Source organism: Enterobacter cloacae complex sp. 382A5, assembly GCF_050031095.1.
GTDB lineage: Bacteria > Pseudomonadota > Gammaproteobacteria > Enterobacterales > Enterobacteriaceae > Enterobacter > Enterobacter cloacae.
In genome coordinates this window covers 2153898-2171598 of sequence record NZ_JBLGVK010000001.1, presented here as the reverse complement: position 1 = coordinate 2171598, position 17701 = coordinate 2153898, and the positions used below count along the sequence as shown (strand labels likewise).

The window sequence follows — 17701 nt, the reverse complement described above, 5'->3', positions numbered from 1 at the left end:
CACCTGTCTACCATGTCCCCGGACCGTACACCCAAAGGGAGAGGGGGCCGTCTGTGCAGGCATTATTTATGGGGATCCCTCAGCCCGGAGAGAGAGGGAGAAAACAGGGTGTTAAGCCGAAATCTGCTCCATCGCCTGCAAAATACGTTTATCCGAAATCGGATACGGCGTACCGAGCTGCTGGGCAAAGAAGCTGACGCGTAACTCTTCGATCATCCAGCGGATCGCCTGAACGTCTTCATCGTCACGACGTGCCGGTGGCAGTTTGTTTAACCACTGCTGCCACGCCTGCTGCACGTTTTCCACTTTCAGCATCTGGGCACGGTCACGATGCGGATCGATGGCCATCTTTTCCAGCCGTTTTTCAATCGCCTGCAGGTAACGCAGCGTGTCGCCGAGACGGTTGAAGCCATTGCCGGTGACAAAGCCCCGGTACACCAGGCCCGCCATCTGCGCTTTGACATCCGAAAGCCCCAGCGCCATGGTCATATCCACGCGCCCTTTCAGGCGTTTGTTGATATTGAACACGGTGGTGAGGATCTGCTCGACCTGTTTGGCAATATCGACCACGGTGTCGTTCAGCTCCGCGCGTACCTTTTCATGAAGCTGAGCAAAGCCCTCTTCTGACCAGACCGGACCGCCCGCCTCGTGGATCAGCTTGTCCACGCCGCAGGAGATGCAGTCGTCGATCAGATCCAGCACTTTGCCGTACGGGTTAAAGTACAGCCCCAGCTTGGCTTTGTTCGGCAGCTTCTCGTGCAGATACTTGATCGGCGACGGGATGTTGAGCAGCAACAGGCGGCGCAGCCCGCGCCACATCATCTGCTGCTGTTCCTGCGGGTTATCAAACAGCTTGATCGCCACGCTGTCGCGCTCATCCACCAACGCAGGCCAGGCCTTCATTTTGTAGTTGCCGCGTTTTTGCTCGTAGCTTTCCGGGAGCTGACCAAAGCTCCAGATGTGCAGCCCGCTCTGCTCAATCCCATCATCCGCCACCGCGGACAAGGTCTCCTGCACTTTGCCTTTCAGCGCCTCTTTCAGCGCGGTGAGCGAACGGCCTTCCTGCAGCTTCTTGTTTTTATCGTCCACCACGCGGAAGGTGATTTTCAGGTGATCGGGCACCTGATCCCAGTTCCAGTCTTCGCGGTCAATGGTGGTACCGGTCATGCGGCGGAACTCACGCTCCAGCGCATCCAGCAGCGGCAGTTCCAGCGGCGTGACGCGGCCTAAAAACGCTTCGGCGTAGTTAGGGGCCGGAACAAAGTTACGCCGCACCGGTTTCGGCAGCGATTTGATCAGCGCAATCACCAGTTCGCGGCGCAGGCCGGGAATTTGCCACTCAAATCCACTCTCATCCACCTGGTTTAGCAGTGGCAGCGGGATATGAACGGTGACACCATCCGCGTCCGTTCCCGGCTCAAACTGATAGGTCAGCCGCAGCTTAAGGTTGCCCTGATGCCAGAAGTTCGGGTAGTCGAGCTTACTGACCGACTCCGCTCCTTCTTTAATCAGCATGCTCTTTTCAAAGTTGAGCAGGTCCGGCGTCTCTTTGCTGGCCTTCTTCCACCAGCTGTCAAAGTGACGGGCGGAAATGACATCGTGGCTGATGCGCTGGTCGTAAAATTCGAACAGCGTCTCGTCATCCACCAGAATGTCGCGACGACGGGATTTGTGCTCCAGCTCTTCCACTTCAGCACGCAGCTTGAGGTTTTCACGGAAGAAGGCGTGACGCGTCTGCCAGTCACCCTCCACCAGCGCGTGGCGGATAAACAGCTCGCGGCACAGCGCCGGGTCAATCTGGCTGTAGTTGACCTTACGCGCGGCCACCACCGGCAGGCCGTAGACGGTCACTTTTTCGGTTGCCATCACCGCCCCCTGCGCACGCTCCCAATGCGGTTCACTGTATGAGCGTTTCAGCAGGTGTTGCGCCACCGGCTCTACCCATTCCGGATCGATACGCGCGGCAATACGCCCCCACAGACGGCTGGTTTCCACCAGTTCAGCAACCATGGTCCACTTGGGTGGTTTCTTGAACAACCCGGAGCCGGGGAAGATGGAGAAACGGGCGTTGCGCGCGCCGGTATACTCCTGCTTTTCGGCGTCCTTCATGCCGATATGGGACAGCAGTCCGGTCAGCAATGCGATGTGAATCTCTCGGTACTCCGCCGGTTCACTGTTCACCGGAATACCCAGCTCTTTCACCACCTGGCGCAGTTGGGTGTAAATATCCTGCCACTCGCGCACGCGCAGGTAGTTGAGGAAATCCACGCGGCACTGACGGCGGAACTGGTTAGATGACAGCGCTTTCTGCTGCTCGCCGAGGTAGTTCCACAGGTTCACGAAGGCAAGGAAATCCGACTCTTTGTCGTGGAAGCGACGGTGTTTTTCATCCGACGCCTGCTGTTTGTCCATTGGGCGTTCACGCGGATCCTGAATGGAGAGCGCCGAGGTGATGATCATCGCCTCGCGCACGCAGCCGTGTTTTTGCGCTTCCAGCACCATGCGCGCCAGACGCGGGTCCACCGGCAACTGGCTGAGCTGCCGTCCCAGCGGCGTCAGTTTATACGCGGTGGCCTGCTCGTCAGTGGTGATCGCCCCCAGCTCTTCCAGCAGGCGTACGCCGTCCTGAATATTGCGTTTGTCCGGCGCTTCGACAAACGGGAAAGCGGCGATATCGCCCAGCCCCAGCGCGGTCATCTGCAGGATGACGGAAGCGAGGTTGGTACGCAGGATTTCCGGATCGGTAAACTCCGGGCGGGAGAGGAAATCGTCTTCTGAATAGAGACGAATACAGATCCCCTCCGACACACGTCCACAGCGCCCTTTACGCTGGTTGGCCGACGCCTGTGAAACCGGCTCAATCGGCAGACGCTGTACCTTGGTGCGGTAGCTGTAGCGGCTGATACGCGCCGTACCCGGATCAATCACATACTTGATGCCCGGCACGGTCAGCGAGGTTTCCGCCACGTTGGTCGCCAGCACGATGCGGCGCCCGCTGTGTGGCTGGAATACGCGGTTCTGTTCGCTGTTAGAGAGACGAGCGTAAAGCGGCAAAATTTCCGTGTGGCGTAGATCGCGCTTGCTGAGCGCGTCGGCGGTATCGCGGATCTCACGCTCGCCGCTCATAAAGATCAGAATGTCGCCCGCGCTCTCATTGCCCAGTTCGTCAACGGCGTCGAAAATTGCCTGCAACTGGTCGCGCTCGGTATCCTCCGCCTCCTCCACGATCGGGCGATAGCGCACTTCTACCGGATAGGTACGACCGGAAACTTCAATAATCGGTGCGTTATTGAAATGTTTTGAGAAACGCTCCGGGTCGATGGTCGCGGAGGTGATGATAATTTTCAGATCCGGGCGACGCGGCAGTAGCTCTTTCAGGTAGCCGAGCAGGAAGTCGATGTTCAGACTGCGCTCGTGCGCCTCATCAATAATGATGGTGTCGTACTGCATCAGCAGACGATCCTGCTGAATTTCCGCCAGCAGGATACCGTCGGTCATCAGCTTGACCATGGTGTTATCGCTCACATGGTCGCTGAAACGCACCTTATAACCGATGCAGCCGCCCGGCTCCGTTTGCAGCTCCTCGGCAATACGGTTCGCCACGGTACGCGCCGCCAGACGACGCGGCTGGGTATGACCAATCAGGCCCTTCACTCCGCGGCCGAGCTCCATACAGATTTTTGGCAGCTGTGTGGTTTTCCCCGAGCCGGTCTCCCCCGCCACGATCACCACCTGGTGGTCGCGCACGGCGTTGAGGATCTCCTGCTTCTTCTGACTGACGGGCAGATTTTCAGGATAGGTGATTGCCGGACGTGCCGCTTCGCGCAGCACAACTTTCCCTGCCGCCTGTTCAATCTCTTTCGCCATCTCCTGGAAAATGGCCTGTTGTGCATCAGGATTTTTAACCTTCTTCACCCCGTGCAAGCGGCGAGCAAAGCGCTGTTTATCGCGCAGCATCAGTGAATCAAGCTGTTGCAGGAGCATCGGGAAGGTCAGTTTTTGTTGTTCTGTCATAGCATTAACGGGCAGTGCACTGCCGGATAAAATCTCTTTGTAATGATTGCTATAGAGTACCACATCAGCGCTTTCTACGCCTTATTCAAAAAATTCGAACATAGGCTTCGATATATTGCGCTATCTCTGTGGCAGGATTGTGAATAAAGTGTCAACAAGCAACGGGGCAACCCCCTTCAATCAAATGCAAAACAGGAATCACCCATGAGCAAAGTATTAGTTTTGAAATCCAGTATTCTGGCAGGGTACTCTCAGTCTGGTCAGCTGTCTGATTACTTCGTTGAACAGTGGCGTGAACACCATTCCGCAGACCAAATCACCGTGCGTGACCTGGCTGCAAACCCAATTCCTGTGCTGGATGGCGAGCTGGTTGGCGCGCTGCGTCCAAGCGATGCACCGCTGAGCCCACGCCAGCAGGAAGCCCTGGCGCTCTCTGATGAGCTGATTGCTGAACTGCAGGCGCACGACGTTATCGTGATCAACGCCCCAATGTACAACTTCAACATCCCAACCCAGCTGAAGAACTACTTCGACCTGGTGGCTCGCGCTGGTGTTACCTTCCGTTACACCGAAAATGGCCCGGAAGGTCTGGTGAAAGGCAAGCGTGCCATCGTGCTGACCAGCCGTGGCGGTATTCATAAAGATACCCCAACCGACCTGGTTGCGCCGTACATGAGCCTGTTCCTGGGCTTCATCGGGATCACCGATGTGAACTTCGTGTTTGCAGAAGGTATCGCTTACGGTCCTGAAGTGGCGACCAAAGCACAGACCGACGCGAAAGCCGCGATCGACAGCCTGGTGGCTGCCTAAGATTTCCCCCTCTCACCGCCCGGTGAGAGGGTTTTTCTTTTCTCCCGCATTTCGTTATCATCCGCTCCCACTCTCCAGCCGGGCGGCCTGATGTCTGCGATTATTGATTCTTTTATTGCCCCACCGTGTCATGACGACATTGAGATCCTCTGGCAGGATGAACATCTGCTGCTGATCAATAAACCTTCCGGTCTGCTTAGCCTCTCGGGTAAAAATCCGCAAAATCTCGATTCGGTGCACTATCGTCTGGTTCAACGCTTCCCAGGCTGCACGCTGGTGCATCGCCTGGATTTTGGCACGTCCGGCCTGATGGTGATTGCACGTAATAAGGCGATCAACGCCGCGCTGTGCCAGCAGTTTAGCCAGCGCAGCGTGGAAAAAGTCTACAGCGCCCTGCTTTGCGGCCACCTGGAAAACGATGAAGGGGTGATTGATGCGCCGATTGCCAAAGATCCGGCGCTGTTTCCGCTGATGTCGATCTGTGCCGTTAACGGCAAACCCGCCCGTTCCCGCTATCGGGTGATGGAACGCCTGCATCAAAACGCGGCGATGCCGCTCACGCGGGTAGAACTGACGCCTGAAACGGGGCGAACCCACCAGTTGCGCATTCACTGTCAGCTGCTGGGCCACCCGATTTTAGGCTGCGATTTATATGGGGGACGGGCGTGGCCTGGCAGCGGAACAACGCCGAGGCTGATGCTGCATGCCAGTCAGTTGAATTTTATTCATCCGGTGAGCGGCGAGCCGGTTAACGCCCGTCACGCCGCACCGTTCTGAGCCGTATTACCACATCAAATCGTCAGGGATTTTGAAATCGGCATACGGATCGTCTTCATCCTGCTCTTCCTGACTCAGGGCGCTGTTTAGCACAATACTGTCCGCATCGCGCTGGGCAATTTTATCCGCCACCACCGCCGGGATAATGGCATATTCACAATCGCCGTTAGCGTTAATCACCAGACGTGCGATGGCCAGACGACCGTTAATCAACTGGGTCTGGGTTGCCTTATCCACCTCGATTTTTTTGATCAAGTTGCCGTCGGTGAAGTTAAAGGTGATGTTGCCTTTTGCCACCGTGATGCGGTTCATCTCAATCAGCTGCTTCACCTGTGCCTTAAACTCTTTGGCGAGCACGGCCTGTTTTTGCTGCTCGCTCAACTGTTTGTCACGCTCAAGCTGCGCTTTTTTGTTCTCTTCTACCGCCTCTCTGGCCTCACGCGCCTGCACGCGGGATTTCTTGGCCGTGCGCTGAACTTTGGCCATTTTCTTGCTGGAGACTAAGCCCGCTTTCAGCATCTGCTCTTGTAAGGTGAGTTTTGTCATGAGTGTGTTTAAACCGGTTGGAAATTTTGGGGATTATAGCGGGAATTGCGGAGCGTGTGTTAGAGAAGTAGGCATGGCGTTTAGTTGCCTGAGGCTGGTTCATTATTCATTCAGCATTTATTAACGTTAACGCCTAACGAGTGATTAAAAATTGTCAGGTCATTTTCTTAAAAAAAATGAGCAACTCATAAATATGATGTGAGTTCAGTATCTGTACCCTCTACAGGCGTAGGCTGCCTTTCTCTTATTATAAGGGTACGGAGAAAATATGGCCTTAAAAGGAACAATGCTGCTTAACGGTGCTGACTATGCGCCTTTTAACCTGCACGGTGTAGGCGTGTTTATGGCGCATTCCGGGCAGGGAATCTATCGAAACAATGGACTATGTGGCGCTGTTAAAGGCTCGGGACCTATTCCTCCGGGAAAATACTGGATAATTGACAGAGGAACCGGAGGCTTCATATCAGGGTTAAAAGCTAAGTTGCAGGACCAGTGGAACAAAGTCCGATCCGGTGCAGAGTTTGGCCGTGATGAGTGGTTTGCTCTGTACAAGGATGACTGGGGTATCGACGATGGAACCTGGATTGATAACATATATCGTGGATTATTTCGTCTGCATCCGGGTACGCAATCAGAAGGATGTATCACGATTGCCCATAATTCTGATTACGCATTGATCCGTAACGCTCTGATGAGTACCGAACTTATTCAGGTTCCCTGTATGCGTTCACTTATGGCACGCGGCTGGGTTGAGGTGATTGAAAGTGGCTATACCAACACCTGCCGGTAAATGGAGCATCAGGCTATTCAAAACGATCGGGTTTCTACTCATTAGCCTGATGGTAGGTTGCACGCTGGAGCCTGCTGAATTCTATCTTAATCATGACGTGGCTTCTTCCGTATGTGATTTTATTTATGGTGATGTTAATGCTGAAACACTCTATGACACATATACGTATATCGATATTTTAACTGTATTTACCCTTACTACGGTTATTTACCGATTAACAATGCTGCTAATCAATAGAATAAGGAAATAAAGAATGCCAATTCCCCCCTATATGTGGCTAAAAGACGATGGCGGAGCACATATTAAAGGATCCGTAGACGTTCAGGACCGTGAAGGTAGCATTGAGATCATAGGGCTAAGTCATGGTCTAAATCTCCCGGTAGATAGTGCTAACGGTAAGATCACCGGCACGCGTCAACATTCATCCATGCGGATTGAAAAGGAAGTTGATAGCTCCACGCCCTATCTCTATAAAGCAGCTTCTACCGGGCAAGCGCTAAAAAGTGCTGAAATTAAGTTCTATCATATTAATGATGCTGGACAGGAGGTCTGTTATTACACCGTATTAATGGAGAATGTAAAGGTCACCGGTGTTAACTGCAGCGTGCCGAACGTGAAAATCGCGGCCAACGATAAAATGAACCATGTTGAAAGCGTAAGCCTGCAGTATGAAAAAATTACCTGGCGTATCGTCGATGGGAACATCATGCACAGCGACGCCTGGAACGAACGCCCTTCAGCCTGACATCAAGGGGCGCATGCCCCTTGAGCCTTCATGAAGTTCGCTCATGTTGCTGTGAAATTAAGTCACTTCCCCTGCGCCACCGCGTCAGGCATAAATTATGCATTGATAACTTCCTGGCAACATGAACTTAGGATGCATAACCAAGATGAGTAAAGCTTTTACATTTACCCTTAAGCGCAGTTGCTTCGATGAAAATTATAACCCGTCAGAGAATACGCGTACGACCACCAACTTTGCCAACCTCGCCCGCGGGGAAAAGCGTCAGGAGAACCTGCGTAATACCCTGGTGATGATCAATAACCGCTTTAACGCCCTGGCGCGCTGGGATAACCCCAATGCCGATCGTTACGCGGTCGAGCTTGAGATCGTCTCTGTGGATCTGAATATTGGTGCGGAGAAAACCTTCCCGGCCATTGAAATATTGCAAACCACAATCGTCGATAAAAAAACCAACGAACGCATCGACGGTATTGTCGGCAATAACTTCTCCTCTTACGTACGCGATTACGATTTCAGCGTCCTGCTGCTGGAGCATAATAAAAACCAGCCCCATTTCACCATTCCGGAGAAGTTTGGTGTCTTGCACGGCAATATCTTCCGCCATTTTGTTAATTCGCCGGAATACCGTGAGAATTTCAAAAAAGCACCGGTGATTTGCCTGAGCGTGTCCAGCAAAGACACTTATCGTCGCACGGGTAACCAGCACCCGGTGCTGGGCATTGAGTACACGCCGGATGGCGAGTCATTGACGGAGCAGTACTTTGCGAAAATGGGCCTGAAGGTACGCTATTTCATGCCTGAAAACAGCGTGGCGCCGTTTGCCTTCTTCTTCACCGGCGATTTGCTCAGTGATTACACCAATCTTGAACTGATCGCCACCATCAGCACGATGGAGACGTTCCAGAAGATCTATCGCCCGGAAATTTATAACGCTAACTCGGCGGCAGGACACTGCTATCGCCCCGATCTGAATCAGCAGGATCACTCATTAACCAAAATTGTTTACGACCGTGTCGAACGCAGCCAGTTGGCCATTGAGCAGGGTAAATTCACGGAAGAACAATTTATCAAACCTTACAAACACGTACTCGAGCAGTGGTCTGATAACTACGCGCGTTAATTAATCGAATTTAAAAGGGTTATACATATGAAAACATTGCTCCCGACGTCAACCGCTGGCAGCCTGCCTAAGCCAACCTGGCTTGCACAACCTGAAACGCTGTGGTCACCGTGGAAATTACAGGATCAGGAGTTACTGGCCGGTAAGCAGGATGCGCTGCGTTTATCGCTTGATGAGCAGATCCGTGCGGGGATTGATATCGTCAGCGATGGCGAACAGACGCGCCAGCACTTTGTGACCACCTTTATTGAACACCTCAGCGGCGTGGATTTTGAAAACCGTCAGACCGTGCGCATTCGTAACCGCTACGACGCGAGCGTGCCGACGGTGGTTAGCGCCGTGGCGCGTCAAAAACCGGTATTCGTGGACGACGCAAAATACTTACGCCAGCTCACGGATAAGCCAATCAAGTGGGCCCTGCCGGGGCCGATGACCATGATCGACACCCTTTACGACGCGCACTATAAAAGCCGCGAAAAGCTGGCCTGGGAGTTCGCCAAAATCCTCAATCAGGAAGCGAGAGAGTTAGAGGCCGCAGGTGTCGATATCATTCAGTTTGATGAGCCGGCATTTAATGTCTTTTTTGATGAGGTCAACGACTGGGGGATTGCGGCGCTGGAGCGTGCCATTGAAGGGCTGAAATGCGAAACAGCGGTGCACATCTGTTACGGATACGGCATCAAGGCCAATACCGACTGGAAAAAGACCCTTGGCTCAGAATGGCGCCAGTATGAAGAGGCGTTTCCTAAGCTTCAGACATCGAATATCGACATCATCTCGCTGGAGTGTCACAACTCCCGCGTGCCGATGGATCTGCTGGAGCTGATCCGCGGCAAAAAAGTGATGGTAGGCGCCATCGACGTGGCAACCAACACCATTGAAACCGCGGAAGAAGTGGCTGGCACCCTGCGTAAAGCGCTGCAGTTTGTCGATGCCGACAAGCTTTACCCGTCAACCAACTGCGGTATGGCGCCGCTTTCCCGTCAGGTTGCCAACGGCAAGCTGAAGGCGCTGAGCGCCGGAGCCGCGATTATCCGCAACGAGCTTGGCGCGTAATCACCTGCCCTGCGTTTGCCAGTAGAGCGGCGTACCGAAACACCCGACGTAATGATCAATCACCGCCCTGACGTTAAGGGGCGGATGCCGCGCGTTCGGGTAGATCGCCGCAATATTCAGGGGCTCCGTATGAATGGCGCACTCCAGCCCTGGCAGGAGTGCGACCAGTTCGCCCTGCTGCACGCGGTCGCCAATCAGCCAGTCAGGAAACAGCACAATTCCCATCCCACCCAGCGCGGCAGCAAGCAGCGATTCCGCATTATTTGACGTCATTAATGGCACCACCGGATAGTGCACCCACTCCTCCCCCGCACCGCGCAACAGCCAGCGGTTAGGCCCCGACGAACCACGGTAGACCAGGCATTGATGATGCGCCAGATCGTCCGGCCCTTGCGGCGCGCCGTGCTGTCGCAGATAGTCCGGCGAGGCGGCCAGATGGTAGCGCTGCTGACCAAAAATGCGTGCGTGAAAGGTGGAGTCCGTCAGCACGCCGATGCGAAAGATCACGTCGGCGGCATTCTTGTGCGGGTCAATAAAATCATCGGTCAGCGTCAGCTCGATATTCAGCCGCGGATAGCGCGCCGTCAGACCAGGCAGCCCTGGCGCAATGTGCCGCTGGCCGAAAAAGACCGGTGCATTAATGCGGATCGTGCCGGAAGGCTCCGTTGAACGTGCATCCAGCTCCCGACGAGCCTCCTCAAAACTCGTCATCATCTCCCTGGCATAGCGGATAAACAGATGACCACTTTCTGTGGGGATCACCGCCCGGGTATTGCGGTAAAAAAGCTGCTGGCCGAGTGCGTCCTCAAGCTGGTGGATAATGCGCGAAACCTGCGAGGCGGAAAGGCCCTCGCGGCGCGCGACCACGGAAAAATTTTCGGCTTCAAAAACCGCGATAAAAATCTTCAGCGAACGGAGGTTCATGCTCCCGGCGTCGTACATTCGTGCATATCCTGCAAAGGTGTTTCCTGCATTATGGCATTTTTCTCATGACCAGACCGACGTAATCTTCTCCGCCTGCAAAACGGAGGAATAACAATGCAGCTTGTTTTGATTTTACTGGTGATTGCCGGGGGGATGGGGCTTTCCGTAGAGGCTGGCCTGCTGGGGCCGCTGGGGGGAAAAGTTGGTGATTTATGGGCCACGTTCAGCATTTTTGGCGTCGGCGCCGCGCTGACGTTTCTGTTGATGCTGTTCTTCAGCCCGCGCAACAGCCCGTCGTTTTTTGCCCAGCCTGGCTGGCAGTTGCTCGGCGGGGTACTTGGCCCGGTTTACGTGGTGATCCTGACCCTCGCCACCCCGGCCATCGGCATCGCCCTGACGATGATTGGCATTCTGGCGGGGCAGGTTTTTAAAAGCCTGCTGATCGACCATTACGGTCTGCTGGGCACACCGCACAGGAAGATCAACGCGAAACGGATCGTCGCGCTGGGTTTTATTATCGCGGCACTGATTCTGGTCGCACAGGGGTAACACGATGACACTGATGATGATTATTCTGGCCGTGTGCGGCGGCGCGACGCTAAGTGTTCAGGCGGCGATCAACGGGCAACTCGGCAGCCGCGTGGGCGTATTCAAAAGCGCGTTCCTGACGTTCTCCGTTGGCGCGCTGGTCACCGCCTTGCTGATTTTTTTCTTTGAACCAAAACAGACAGTCACCCTGCTGGACGTGCCGAAATGGCAGCTTCTCGGGGCGATGTTTGGCGTGCCGTACATTGTGATCATGGTGTTGGCGGTGCAGCGCATCGGCACCGCCGTCGCCACGGTCGCGGTGATTTTTGGTCAGCTCACCATGAGTATGCTGATTGATAACTTTGGCTGGCTGGGCAATGCGGCCATTCCGTTTTCGATGAGCCGACTGGCCGCCGTCCTCTGCCTGGGTATTGCGCTGTTTTTCATTTACTCAGGCAGTAAAAACGCCCCTCCCCACGAGTAACGTTACGCCTTGCGGGTAAAGAACAGCGTCACCGTGGCGACGGTGACGCCAAATTTCTTCATCTCGGTTTTATTAAACAGGTGTGTAGCATCCTGTAGGTACATCCAGTCGTCGAAGTGCAGCAGCCAGGTGCTGCCGTTGGCCTTCACGTTCATGCTGTACCGCCAGTTGAAGGCATTGCCCGCCGCCTGCCCCGTCGCCACGCCGTCAATATCGCCCGCCGTGCCCTCATAACGATCGGTCGCCACGCGGCGGATATGCCATACCCGCTGCTGTTTTTCACCATCGTCGTAGACAAAATGTTCATTCAGCGTCAGCGTGTCGCCAATCACGTCCCCGACAATCTCCACGTGGAAGCGGCGGATCTGCTTCCCGCTGCGATCCTGCACCATCCCCCACGCTTCCGTTTTGCCCTGGAAATAGTGGAATATATCAAGCTGCGGCTGCTGCTGGCGGTACTCCGTCACGTCCGTGCTGCAGCCTGCCAGCAACATCGCCACACCCAGCGCCATGATCAAAAAACGTTTCATTGTTGTCCTCCGATTAACTGCTGACGCAGCTCAGGGTATTGCGTGCGGGGATCAAGCCAGATCCCCAGAAAACGGGTGCTGAACGCTTGCGACTGAGGCGGCCCCAGGGGTCTGAAAGTGCCCGATGCGGCAGGCGCGCGGTACCAGAACTGTCCTTGCTTATCGTTAAGCACGAACGCCAGCTGCGCCCCCGGCCCGACATCCGGCCACAGCGAAGCAAGCATCCGCAACCAGGCTTCGCTCTGCGGTTCCTGTTGCAAAACCCCCTGTGCTCGCCACTGGTCGCGGGTTGCCTCGACCAGGTCTTCACTGTCGATGTCACGCGCGTAGGTGATAATAAGCGCCTGATCCTGCATCTTGCCGGTGTAGCGACCTTCGGGGGTGCGTAACTGGGAGGTATAAACGGTGAAAGGCCCCCAGGTCAGCGTGGCATCCCCCACCTTGCGCCAGCCAAGCCAGTCGGTTGCCTGGGCGAAAGGCGTCAGGGTGATGAGCCAGAGGAACAGGAGTGCGGCTCTCATTGTTGCCTCCCTGTCAGCAAGTGGTAAAACAGCATCATCACCAGCCAGCCCGGCACCATCCAGCTGACGACGATAAAGGTTGGCTCCAGAAAGGCGATGGCACCGAGCCGTTCACCGATAAGATACGCCACCGGACCGCCCACGGAAGCCAGCAGCATCAGCATCCAGCCGGGTAACGTTGTGGTGCGGGTGAGCTGCGTCCAGACGGTGGCAAACATCAGCCACAGCGCCACCATCCACACGGGCATCAGCGATTCACCGGTGAAGGCGATCAGCCCCGTCAGCGCCCAGAGTGCATCCAGCAGACTGCCCGCGAGTGCCAGCAGAATGGCATAAACGCGGTGTGCAGGCGGCAACATCAGGCAGGCGAAGATCGCCAGCACGCACCAGATAATCAGGCCACGTTCGCGAAACAGCACCACCAGCGTCCAGTAGAGATCGAACGCGATAGCCAGGGCGAAAACCTGCACGTAACGTTTCATACGCGCTCGGCGGTCAGTTGCACCACGCTGATGGTGCGGGCGTTAAACCCGGCTTCGCAGTAGCCAAAGTAATAGAGCCACATCCGACGAAACCGCTCATCAAATCCCAGTTTTTCAATCTCCTGCCAGGCATGGAGAAAGCGCTGACGCCAGTGCGCCAGCGTGCGCGCGTAGTCCGGCCCCATATCAAACAGGTTGCGTACCACAAAATCGGTATGGCGCGTCATCAGCGCATTCATCGCCGTTATGCTCGGCAAAAAGCCGCCGGGGAAGATATACCGCTGAATAAAATCCACGCTTTTGCTGTAATCGCGATACCGCTGATCCTGAATGGTGATGGCCTGAATCGCCATGCGCCCACCCGGACGCAGACGCGCCTGACAGGTGCGGAAGAACGTTGGCAGATAACGTTGCCCGACGGCTTCAATCATCTCAATCGACACCAGCTTGTCGTACTCACCGGTTAAATCGCGATAGTCGCAGAGCAACACCTCAACGCGGTCCTGCAGACCGGCCCGGGCAATCCGCTCTGTCGCCCAGCGATACTGCTCCTGCGACAGCGTGGTAGTGGTCACCCGGCAGCCGTAGTGACGGGCCGCGTATTCCGCCATCGCCCCCCAGCCGGTACCAATCTCCAGCAGATGATCGCTGGGGTTCAGCGCCAGCTGTTCGCACAGACGCGCCATTTTCGCCCGCTGCGCGTCGCCAAGATCCTGCTCCTCCCCGCTAAACAGCGCGCTGGAATAGAGCAACTCCTTGTCCAGAAAATGGGCATAAAACGCGTTACCCAGATCGTAATGCGCCGCAATGTTTTCCCGCGCCTGCGCCCGGGAGTTGCGCCGCGTCCAGTGGCGAAGCCGCTCCAGCGGTCTGCCAAGCAGGCGGAACCCGTTTTCGAGCCGCCCCAGTACCTGGCTGTTTAGCGCAAGCAGTTGCAGAAGCGGCGTGAGCTGCGTGGTTTCCCATTCGCCGTCCATCCAGGCTTCCGCCGCGGCCAGACTGCCCCCGGTCAGGACGCGCCAGTAGACGCCCGGGCTGAGTATCTCAACGTCGGCATGCAGCGCGGCAGACAGCTCACCGAAATGAAAGGTCTGCGCCCCTTCACGCAGCATGAGCGAGCCGCCACGAAGGCCGCTCAGCACGCGAAAGAGCAGCCAGCGCGCGACGCGAACGTTGCGCGGGATATCGGGTTCAAGCGCAAAGACAGGATCGGTCATGAGCGTTCACTCCTGCTGACAGGATGGTTATACAGAGGCACACGCTTAAGCCACAGCCGCAGCGCCTGCCAGTAAATCGCGAAAACGGTTTTGAGCGTCATCAGCGGAATACGCAGCAGCAGCCCACGCAGTGCCGGGCGGGTCAGCGGCGCGCGGCGAAGCGCCAGCGTGGCATCAAATACCTTTGACGCCTGATGATTTTCAATGTGCATATGCAGCGTGTTATCCGGGTTGTTGAAGCGCCAGTGGTAAATCATGTCCATGGGGTTAAACGGAGAAACGTGAAAGGCTTTCTCCGTGGGCTGGGCGTGCTGACCATTGACGGCGTAATAATGTCGTTCGTTCCAGGGCGTATTGCGCACTTCGGCCAGCACCCAGCGCAGCGTCTCTGCCGGGTCATAGCAGTAGTAAAAATTGACGGGATTAAAATGAAAGCCGAAGTAGCGCAGCTGCGTCAGGAGCATCACCCGCCCCTCAGGACGTTCGCCGGTCAGGCTTTCCAGCCGATTCAGCACGTTCTCTTTAAGCGGCGAACCCAGCGGATAATCCGCATCATGGAACGATGCGGCGGCAAACCGGTTGCGCCGCACGCCAACGGTGGGCAACTTCTCCAGCTCGTCGAGATCGAGCCAGGCCATAAAGACGCCGTAGCTGAACTCATGCGTTTTCGGCTGGAGACGGCGGTGTCGTAATACGCCGTGATAGAGGCAACTGTTCATCGGTTTCCCTCCCCGGCTGTTATCGCATTGACGACGTCCAGCGCGCTGCGCACGCCATCTTCATGAAAGCCGTTGTACCAGTACGCGCCGCAGAACCAGCTCCGCTGGTGACCGTTGATTTCGCTGCGGCGCGCCTGTGCCCGCCAGCTTTGCGGGTTAAACAGTGGATGTTCATACACAAAGCGCCGCAGCACGAAGCGTTCGTCCACTGGCGTTTCCGGGTTTAAGGTGACGCAGAACAGCGGGCTACCGGCGGGCAGCCCCTGCAAGATATTCATGTTGTACGTTACGCAGGCGCTGGCCTGATCCTGGTCGCTCAGGCGGTAGTTCCAGCTGGCCCAGGCGCGCTGACGCACCGGCAGCCAGCGCGGATCGCTGTGCAGTACTACCTCATTACGCTGCCAGCCAATATCGCCCAGCACCTCCTGCTCAGCGGCGGAAGGTGCGTCGAGGATGGCCAGCGCCTGGGCTGAGTGACAGGCAAAAATCACGTGTTCAAAACGGTGGCTCGATTCTTCAAGATGGAGGGTGACACCCTGTGCATCACGGCTTACCCGCTGCACCGGCGCGTTGAGGTGCAGCGTGAGCCGGTCACCCAGCTGTGCCAGAATAGCGCGGATATACTCCCGCGAGCCGCCGGGCACCACGTACCACTGCGGGCGCTGAGTGATATCCAGCAGACCATGATTCTCAAAGAAGCGTAAAAAGAGCGGCAGCGGAAAACGTTTCATCTCCTGTAGCGACGACGACCAGATGGCCGCCCCCATCGGCAGAATGTAATGACGCGCAAAGAACGGCGTAAAGCGATGCTGTTCCAGGAACGTTTGCAGCGTCGCGCCGGACTCCACGTCCTCTTTCAGCGCCTGCTTCGCCAGGCGATTAAAACGGACAATCTCCCCAAGCAGACGCCAGAACGCCGGGTTCACCAGGTTACGACGTTGTGCAAAGAGCGTCGTCAGGGTGTGGCCGTTGTACTCCAGCCCACTTTGCGGATTGTGTACCGAGAAGCTCATCTGCGTTTTTTGCCCGCTGATGCCCAGCTCGCCAAGCAGCCCCATAAAGCGCGGATAGGTGCGGTCGTTGTAGACGATAAAACCGGTGTCTATGGCGTAGGTACCCTGTGGCGTCGGCACGTCAACCGTGGCGGTATGGCCGCCGGGGGTGGCACCGGCTTCAAACAGGGTGACCTCATGATGCCCGGCAAGGCGCCAGGCGCAGGTCAACCCGGCGATGCCGCTGCCGATTATGGCGATCTTCATGAGCGCACCATCCTGCGCAGCAGTGCGCGCTGTAAGAACGCTGGCAGCCCGGAAAGCAGCCGCAGCGTCAGACCAAATCCCGCTGGAAACGCGATGTGGTTTTTCCCTTTTTCCAGGCCACGGCGAATGGCTTTTACCGCCTCTTCAACGCTCACCCTGCCCGGCATGGCGAAATCATTTTTGCGGGTCAACGGGGTGTCGACAAAACCGGGCGATACCACGGTGACCGCAATCCCTTTTGGCTCCCAGTCGAGACGCAGGCTCTGCGCAAACCAGGTGAGCGCGGCTTTGGATGCGCCGTACGCTTCAGCGCGTGGAAACGTCAGCCAGTGAGCCATAGAGCTCACCAGCACCACGCGGTTACCGGCCACAAGCTGTGGCTGCAGCGCGGCAAGGCAATTGACAGGCCCCTGAAAGTTAGTGGTCATCACCCGCTCTACCAGCGCGGCGTCCACCACGCCATGTTCCAGATATTCGCAGGTTCCGGCACAGAGGATTGTCAGGTCGGCCGCGCAGCCCGTCAGCGCCTGGCGACAGGCGTCCCTGTCTGTCATATCGAACAGGCGTAGCGTAATGTTTGAACTGTGCTGATGCAGGGCTTCCAGACGCGCCGGATCCCGCCCGCAGGCGATGACATGGTGACCGTCACGGGCAAAAGATTGCGCCAGCCCCGCCCCAATACCTGAACTGGCGCCGGTGATCAGGACCGTCATCATGATTTCACCCTCCGCTTCACGCCGCGAACCGCCCAGCCAAGCAAAGGCAGATGTTCATAGATCATCTCTCCGGCATCGTAGTAGTCCCGCTGGCGAATAATCCGATCCTTTTCCACGTCCACCACGGAGCAGCCAGGCAGTTCCAGAGGCTCGCCACCGGCAATGCGCGGGTGCGACCAGTGCATGACCCAGGTGACAACAAAGCGATGCTCGCCAATCAAAGGGGAATCAAGCGTGAAACGACAGTGTTCGACATTCGCCAGCAGATGGGTGAAATAGCGCTGCAGGGCGAACAGGCCGTTATGTTCACCAAACGGATCGATAAGCGTGGCATCGGGATGGTAAAGCCCCGCCAGCGCCGAGGGCGGCTGGGAATCCAGCGCGGTGTAGTAATCAACAAACCGACTGATGACGTCAGGCAAAAGGTTCATGGGTCACATCCTGGCGGTAAACAACGTAGCGT

General features: G+C 56.2%; 19 protein-coding genes. 8 read left to right on the top strand and 11 right to left on the bottom strand.

From position 1 onward, the window contains the following. Positions 1 to 111 precede the first annotated feature (111 nt). On the bottom strand, positions 112 to 4014 hold the full coding sequence (gene hrpA / locus ACQG2G_RS10355) for an ATP-dependent RNA helicase HrpA (RefSeq protein ID WP_061773038.1): 3903 nt from the start codon (positions 4012 to 4014) through the stop codon (positions 112 to 114). Positions 4015 to 4218: 204 nt separating this feature from the next. On the opposite strand from hrpA, the gene azoR reads away from it, so the two are divergent. Further along, on the top strand, positions 4219 to 4824 hold the full coding sequence (azoR, locus tag ACQG2G_RS10350) for an FMN-dependent NADH-azoreductase (protein ID WP_013096706.1): 606 nt from the start codon (positions 4219 to 4221) through the stop codon (positions 4822 to 4824). A gap of 90 nt (positions 4825 to 4914) precedes the next feature. Next, on the top strand, positions 4915 to 5601 hold the full coding sequence (locus tag ACQG2G_RS10345; protein ID WP_248766877.1) for an RluA family pseudouridine synthase: 687 nt from the start codon (positions 4915 to 4917) through the stop codon (positions 5599 to 5601). A gap of 6 nt (positions 5602 to 5607) precedes the next feature. Here the strand turns inward: ACQG2G_RS10345 and ACQG2G_RS10340 are convergent, their stop codons facing one another. Continuing rightward, the gene (locus tag ACQG2G_RS10340) at positions 5608 to 6147 is read right to left on the bottom strand and encodes a DUF2058 domain-containing protein (protein ID WP_013096708.1); all 540 of its coding nucleotides are present in this window, start codon (positions 6145 to 6147) and stop codon (positions 5608 to 5610) included. Positions 6148 to 6415: 268 nt separating this feature from the next. On the opposite strand from ACQG2G_RS10340, the gene ACQG2G_RS10335 reads away from it, so the two are divergent. The 4 genes from ACQG2G_RS10335 (at position 6416) to ACQG2G_RS10320 (ending at position 9858) form a co-directional block, all read left to right on the top strand. Beyond that, the gene (locus tag ACQG2G_RS10335; RefSeq protein WP_061771626.1) at positions 6416 to 6937 is read left to right on the top strand and encodes a DUF2778 domain-containing protein; all 522 of its coding nucleotides are present in this window, start codon (positions 6416 to 6418) and stop codon (positions 6935 to 6937) included. 253 nt (positions 6938 to 7190) lie between these two features. Then, positions 7191 to 7682, top strand: a complete 492-nt coding sequence (locus ACQG2G_RS10330; protein ID WP_045295210.1) for an Hcp family type VI secretion system effector — start codon at positions 7191 to 7193, stop codon at positions 7680 to 7682. Between the two features lie 145 nt (positions 7683 to 7827). Beyond that, entirely contained in the window at positions 7828 to 8802 is a 975-nt protein-coding gene (locus ACQG2G_RS10325; RefSeq protein ID WP_013096709.1) for a DUF1852 domain-containing protein, read from the top strand. 27 nt (positions 8803 to 8829) lie between these two features. Continuing rightward, entirely contained in the window at positions 8830 to 9858 is a 1029-nt protein-coding gene (locus tag ACQG2G_RS10320) for a methionine synthase (RefSeq protein WP_150057112.1), read from the top strand. Here the strand turns inward: ACQG2G_RS10320 and ACQG2G_RS10315 are convergent, their stop codons facing one another. Then, positions 9859 to 10800, bottom strand: coding sequence for a LysR family transcriptional regulator (locus tag ACQG2G_RS10315; RefSeq protein ID WP_348595954.1), 942 nt, complete (start codon positions 10798 to 10800; stop codon positions 9859 to 9861). 96 nt (positions 10801 to 10896) lie between these two features. Here ACQG2G_RS10315 and ACQG2G_RS10310 point away from each other — a divergent pair, with 96 nt between their 5' ends. Together ACQG2G_RS10310 and ACQG2G_RS10305 are read left to right on the top strand one after the other, a co-directional pair. Beyond that, positions 10897 to 11331, top strand: coding sequence for a DMT family transporter (locus ACQG2G_RS10310; RefSeq protein ID WP_013096712.1), 435 nt, complete (start codon positions 10897 to 10899; stop codon positions 11329 to 11331). Between the two features lie 4 nt (positions 11332 to 11335). After that, on the top strand, positions 11336 to 11794 hold the full coding sequence (locus ACQG2G_RS10305; RefSeq protein WP_013096713.1) for a DMT family transporter: 459 nt from the start codon (positions 11336 to 11338) through the stop codon (positions 11792 to 11794). Between the two features lie 2 nt (positions 11795 to 11796). Here the strand turns inward: ACQG2G_RS10305 and ACQG2G_RS10300 are convergent, their stop codons facing one another. The 8 genes from ACQG2G_RS10300 to ACQG2G_RS10265 are packed head-to-tail and all read right to left on the bottom strand — an operon-like array spanning position 11797 to position 17669. Continuing rightward, positions 11797 to 12324: a DUF3833 domain-containing protein gene (locus tag ACQG2G_RS10300; protein WP_248766875.1), complete on the bottom strand. Its 528-nt coding sequence runs from the start codon at positions 12322 to 12324 to the stop codon at positions 11797 to 11799. Next, complete coding sequence (locus ACQG2G_RS10295; protein ID WP_013096715.1) at positions 12321 to 12845, bottom strand: hypothetical protein; 525 nt, start codon at positions 12843 to 12845, stop codon at positions 12321 to 12323. Before ACQG2G_RS10295 ends, ACQG2G_RS10300 begins: the two co-directional genes overlap by 4 nt. After that, the gene (locus ACQG2G_RS10290) at positions 12842 to 13327 is read right to left on the bottom strand and encodes a DUF2878 domain-containing protein (RefSeq protein WP_205918141.1); all 486 of its coding nucleotides are present in this window, start codon (positions 13325 to 13327) and stop codon (positions 12842 to 12844) included. The genes ACQG2G_RS10295 and ACQG2G_RS10290 overlap by 4 nt, the downstream gene beginning before the upstream one ends. Continuing rightward, a complete protein-coding gene (locus tag ACQG2G_RS10285) occupies positions 13324 to 14544 on the bottom strand; it encodes an SAM-dependent methyltransferase (RefSeq protein WP_236276704.1) in 1221 nt (406 codons plus the stop codon). Before ACQG2G_RS10285 ends, ACQG2G_RS10290 begins: the two co-directional genes overlap by 4 nt. Further along, complete coding sequence (locus ACQG2G_RS10280) at positions 14541 to 15263, bottom strand: DUF1365 domain-containing protein (RefSeq protein ID WP_020688133.1); 723 nt, start codon at positions 15261 to 15263, stop codon at positions 14541 to 14543. Before ACQG2G_RS10280 ends, ACQG2G_RS10285 begins: the two co-directional genes overlap by 4 nt. After that, positions 15260 to 16522: an NAD(P)/FAD-dependent oxidoreductase gene (locus ACQG2G_RS10275; protein WP_236276703.1), complete on the bottom strand. Its 1263-nt coding sequence runs from the start codon at positions 16520 to 16522 to the stop codon at positions 15260 to 15262. Before ACQG2G_RS10275 ends, ACQG2G_RS10280 begins: the two co-directional genes overlap by 4 nt. Next, complete coding sequence (locus ACQG2G_RS10270; RefSeq protein WP_108453196.1) at positions 16519 to 17238, bottom strand: SDR family NAD(P)-dependent oxidoreductase; 720 nt, start codon at positions 17236 to 17238, stop codon at positions 16519 to 16521. Before ACQG2G_RS10270 ends, ACQG2G_RS10275 begins: the two co-directional genes overlap by 4 nt. Next, positions 17235 to 17669, bottom strand: a complete 435-nt coding sequence (locus tag ACQG2G_RS10265; RefSeq protein WP_013096721.1) for a nuclear transport factor 2 family protein — start codon at positions 17667 to 17669, stop codon at positions 17235 to 17237. Before ACQG2G_RS10265 ends, ACQG2G_RS10270 begins: the two co-directional genes overlap by 4 nt. Between the last annotated feature and the right edge of the window lie 32 nt (positions 17670 to 17701).

What these genes read in the sequence shown, in the direction of transcription:
- ACQG2G_RS10300 (WP_248766875.1), bottom strand. Translation starts at nt 12,324, where the DNA reads ATGAAACGTTTTTTGATCATGGCGCTGGGTGTGGCGATGTTGCTGGCA.
- ACQG2G_RS10335 (WP_061771626.1), top strand. Translation starts at nt 6,416, where the DNA reads ATGGCCTTAAAAGGAACAATGCTGCTTAACGGTGCTGACTATGCGCCT.
- ACQG2G_RS10275 (WP_236276703.1), bottom strand. Translation starts at nt 16,522, where the DNA reads ATGAAGATCGCCATAATCGGCAGCGGCATCGCCGGGTTGACCTGCGCC.
- ACQG2G_RS10285 (WP_236276704.1), bottom strand. Translation starts at nt 14,544, where the DNA reads ATGACCGATCCTGTCTTTGCGCTTGAACCCGATATCCCGCGCAACGTT.
- hrpA (WP_061773038.1), bottom strand. Translation starts at nt 4,014, where the DNA reads ATGACAGAACAACAAAAACTGACCTTCCCGATGCTCCTGCAACAGCTT.
- ACQG2G_RS10265 (WP_013096721.1), bottom strand. Translation starts at nt 17,669, where the DNA reads ATGAACCTTTTGCCTGACGTCATCAGTCGGTTTGTTGATTACTACACC.
- ACQG2G_RS10340 (WP_013096708.1), bottom strand. Translation starts at nt 6,147, where the DNA reads ATGACAAAACTCACCTTACAAGAGCAGATGCTGAAAGCGGGCTTAGTC.
- ACQG2G_RS10290 (WP_205918141.1), bottom strand. Translation starts at nt 13,327, where the DNA reads ATGAAACGTTACGTGCAGGTTTTCGCCCTGGCTATCGCGTTCGATCTC.
- ACQG2G_RS10325 (WP_013096709.1), top strand. Translation starts at nt 7,828, where the DNA reads ATGAGTAAAGCTTTTACATTTACCCTTAAGCGCAGTTGCTTCGATGAA.
- ACQG2G_RS10280 (WP_020688133.1), bottom strand. Translation starts at nt 15,263, where the DNA reads ATGAACAGTTGCCTCTATCACGGCGTATTACGACACCGCCGTCTCCAG.
- ACQG2G_RS10305 (WP_013096713.1), top strand. Translation starts at nt 11,336, where the DNA reads ATGACACTGATGATGATTATTCTGGCCGTGTGCGGCGGCGCGACGCTA.
- ACQG2G_RS10315 (WP_348595954.1), bottom strand. Translation starts at nt 10,800, where the DNA reads ATGTACGACGCCGGGAGCATGAACCTCCGTTCGCTGAAGATTTTTATC.
- ACQG2G_RS10270 (WP_108453196.1), bottom strand. Translation starts at nt 17,238, where the DNA reads ATGATGACGGTCCTGATCACCGGCGCCAGTTCAGGTATTGGGGCGGGG.
- ACQG2G_RS10345 (WP_248766877.1), top strand. Translation starts at nt 4,915, where the DNA reads ATGTCTGCGATTATTGATTCTTTTATTGCCCCACCGTGTCATGACGAC.
- ACQG2G_RS10320 (WP_150057112.1), top strand. Translation starts at nt 8,830, where the DNA reads ATGAAAACATTGCTCCCGACGTCAACCGCTGGCAGCCTGCCTAAGCCA.
- ACQG2G_RS10310 (WP_013096712.1), top strand. Translation starts at nt 10,897, where the DNA reads ATGCAGCTTGTTTTGATTTTACTGGTGATTGCCGGGGGGATGGGGCTT.
- azoR (WP_013096706.1), top strand. Translation starts at nt 4,219, where the DNA reads ATGAGCAAAGTATTAGTTTTGAAATCCAGTATTCTGGCAGGGTACTCT.
- ACQG2G_RS10295 (WP_013096715.1), bottom strand. Translation starts at nt 12,845, where the DNA reads ATGAGAGCCGCACTCCTGTTCCTCTGGCTCATCACCCTGACGCCTTTC.
- ACQG2G_RS10330 (WP_045295210.1), top strand. Translation starts at nt 7,191, where the DNA reads ATGCCAATTCCCCCCTATATGTGGCTAAAAGACGATGGCGGAGCACAT.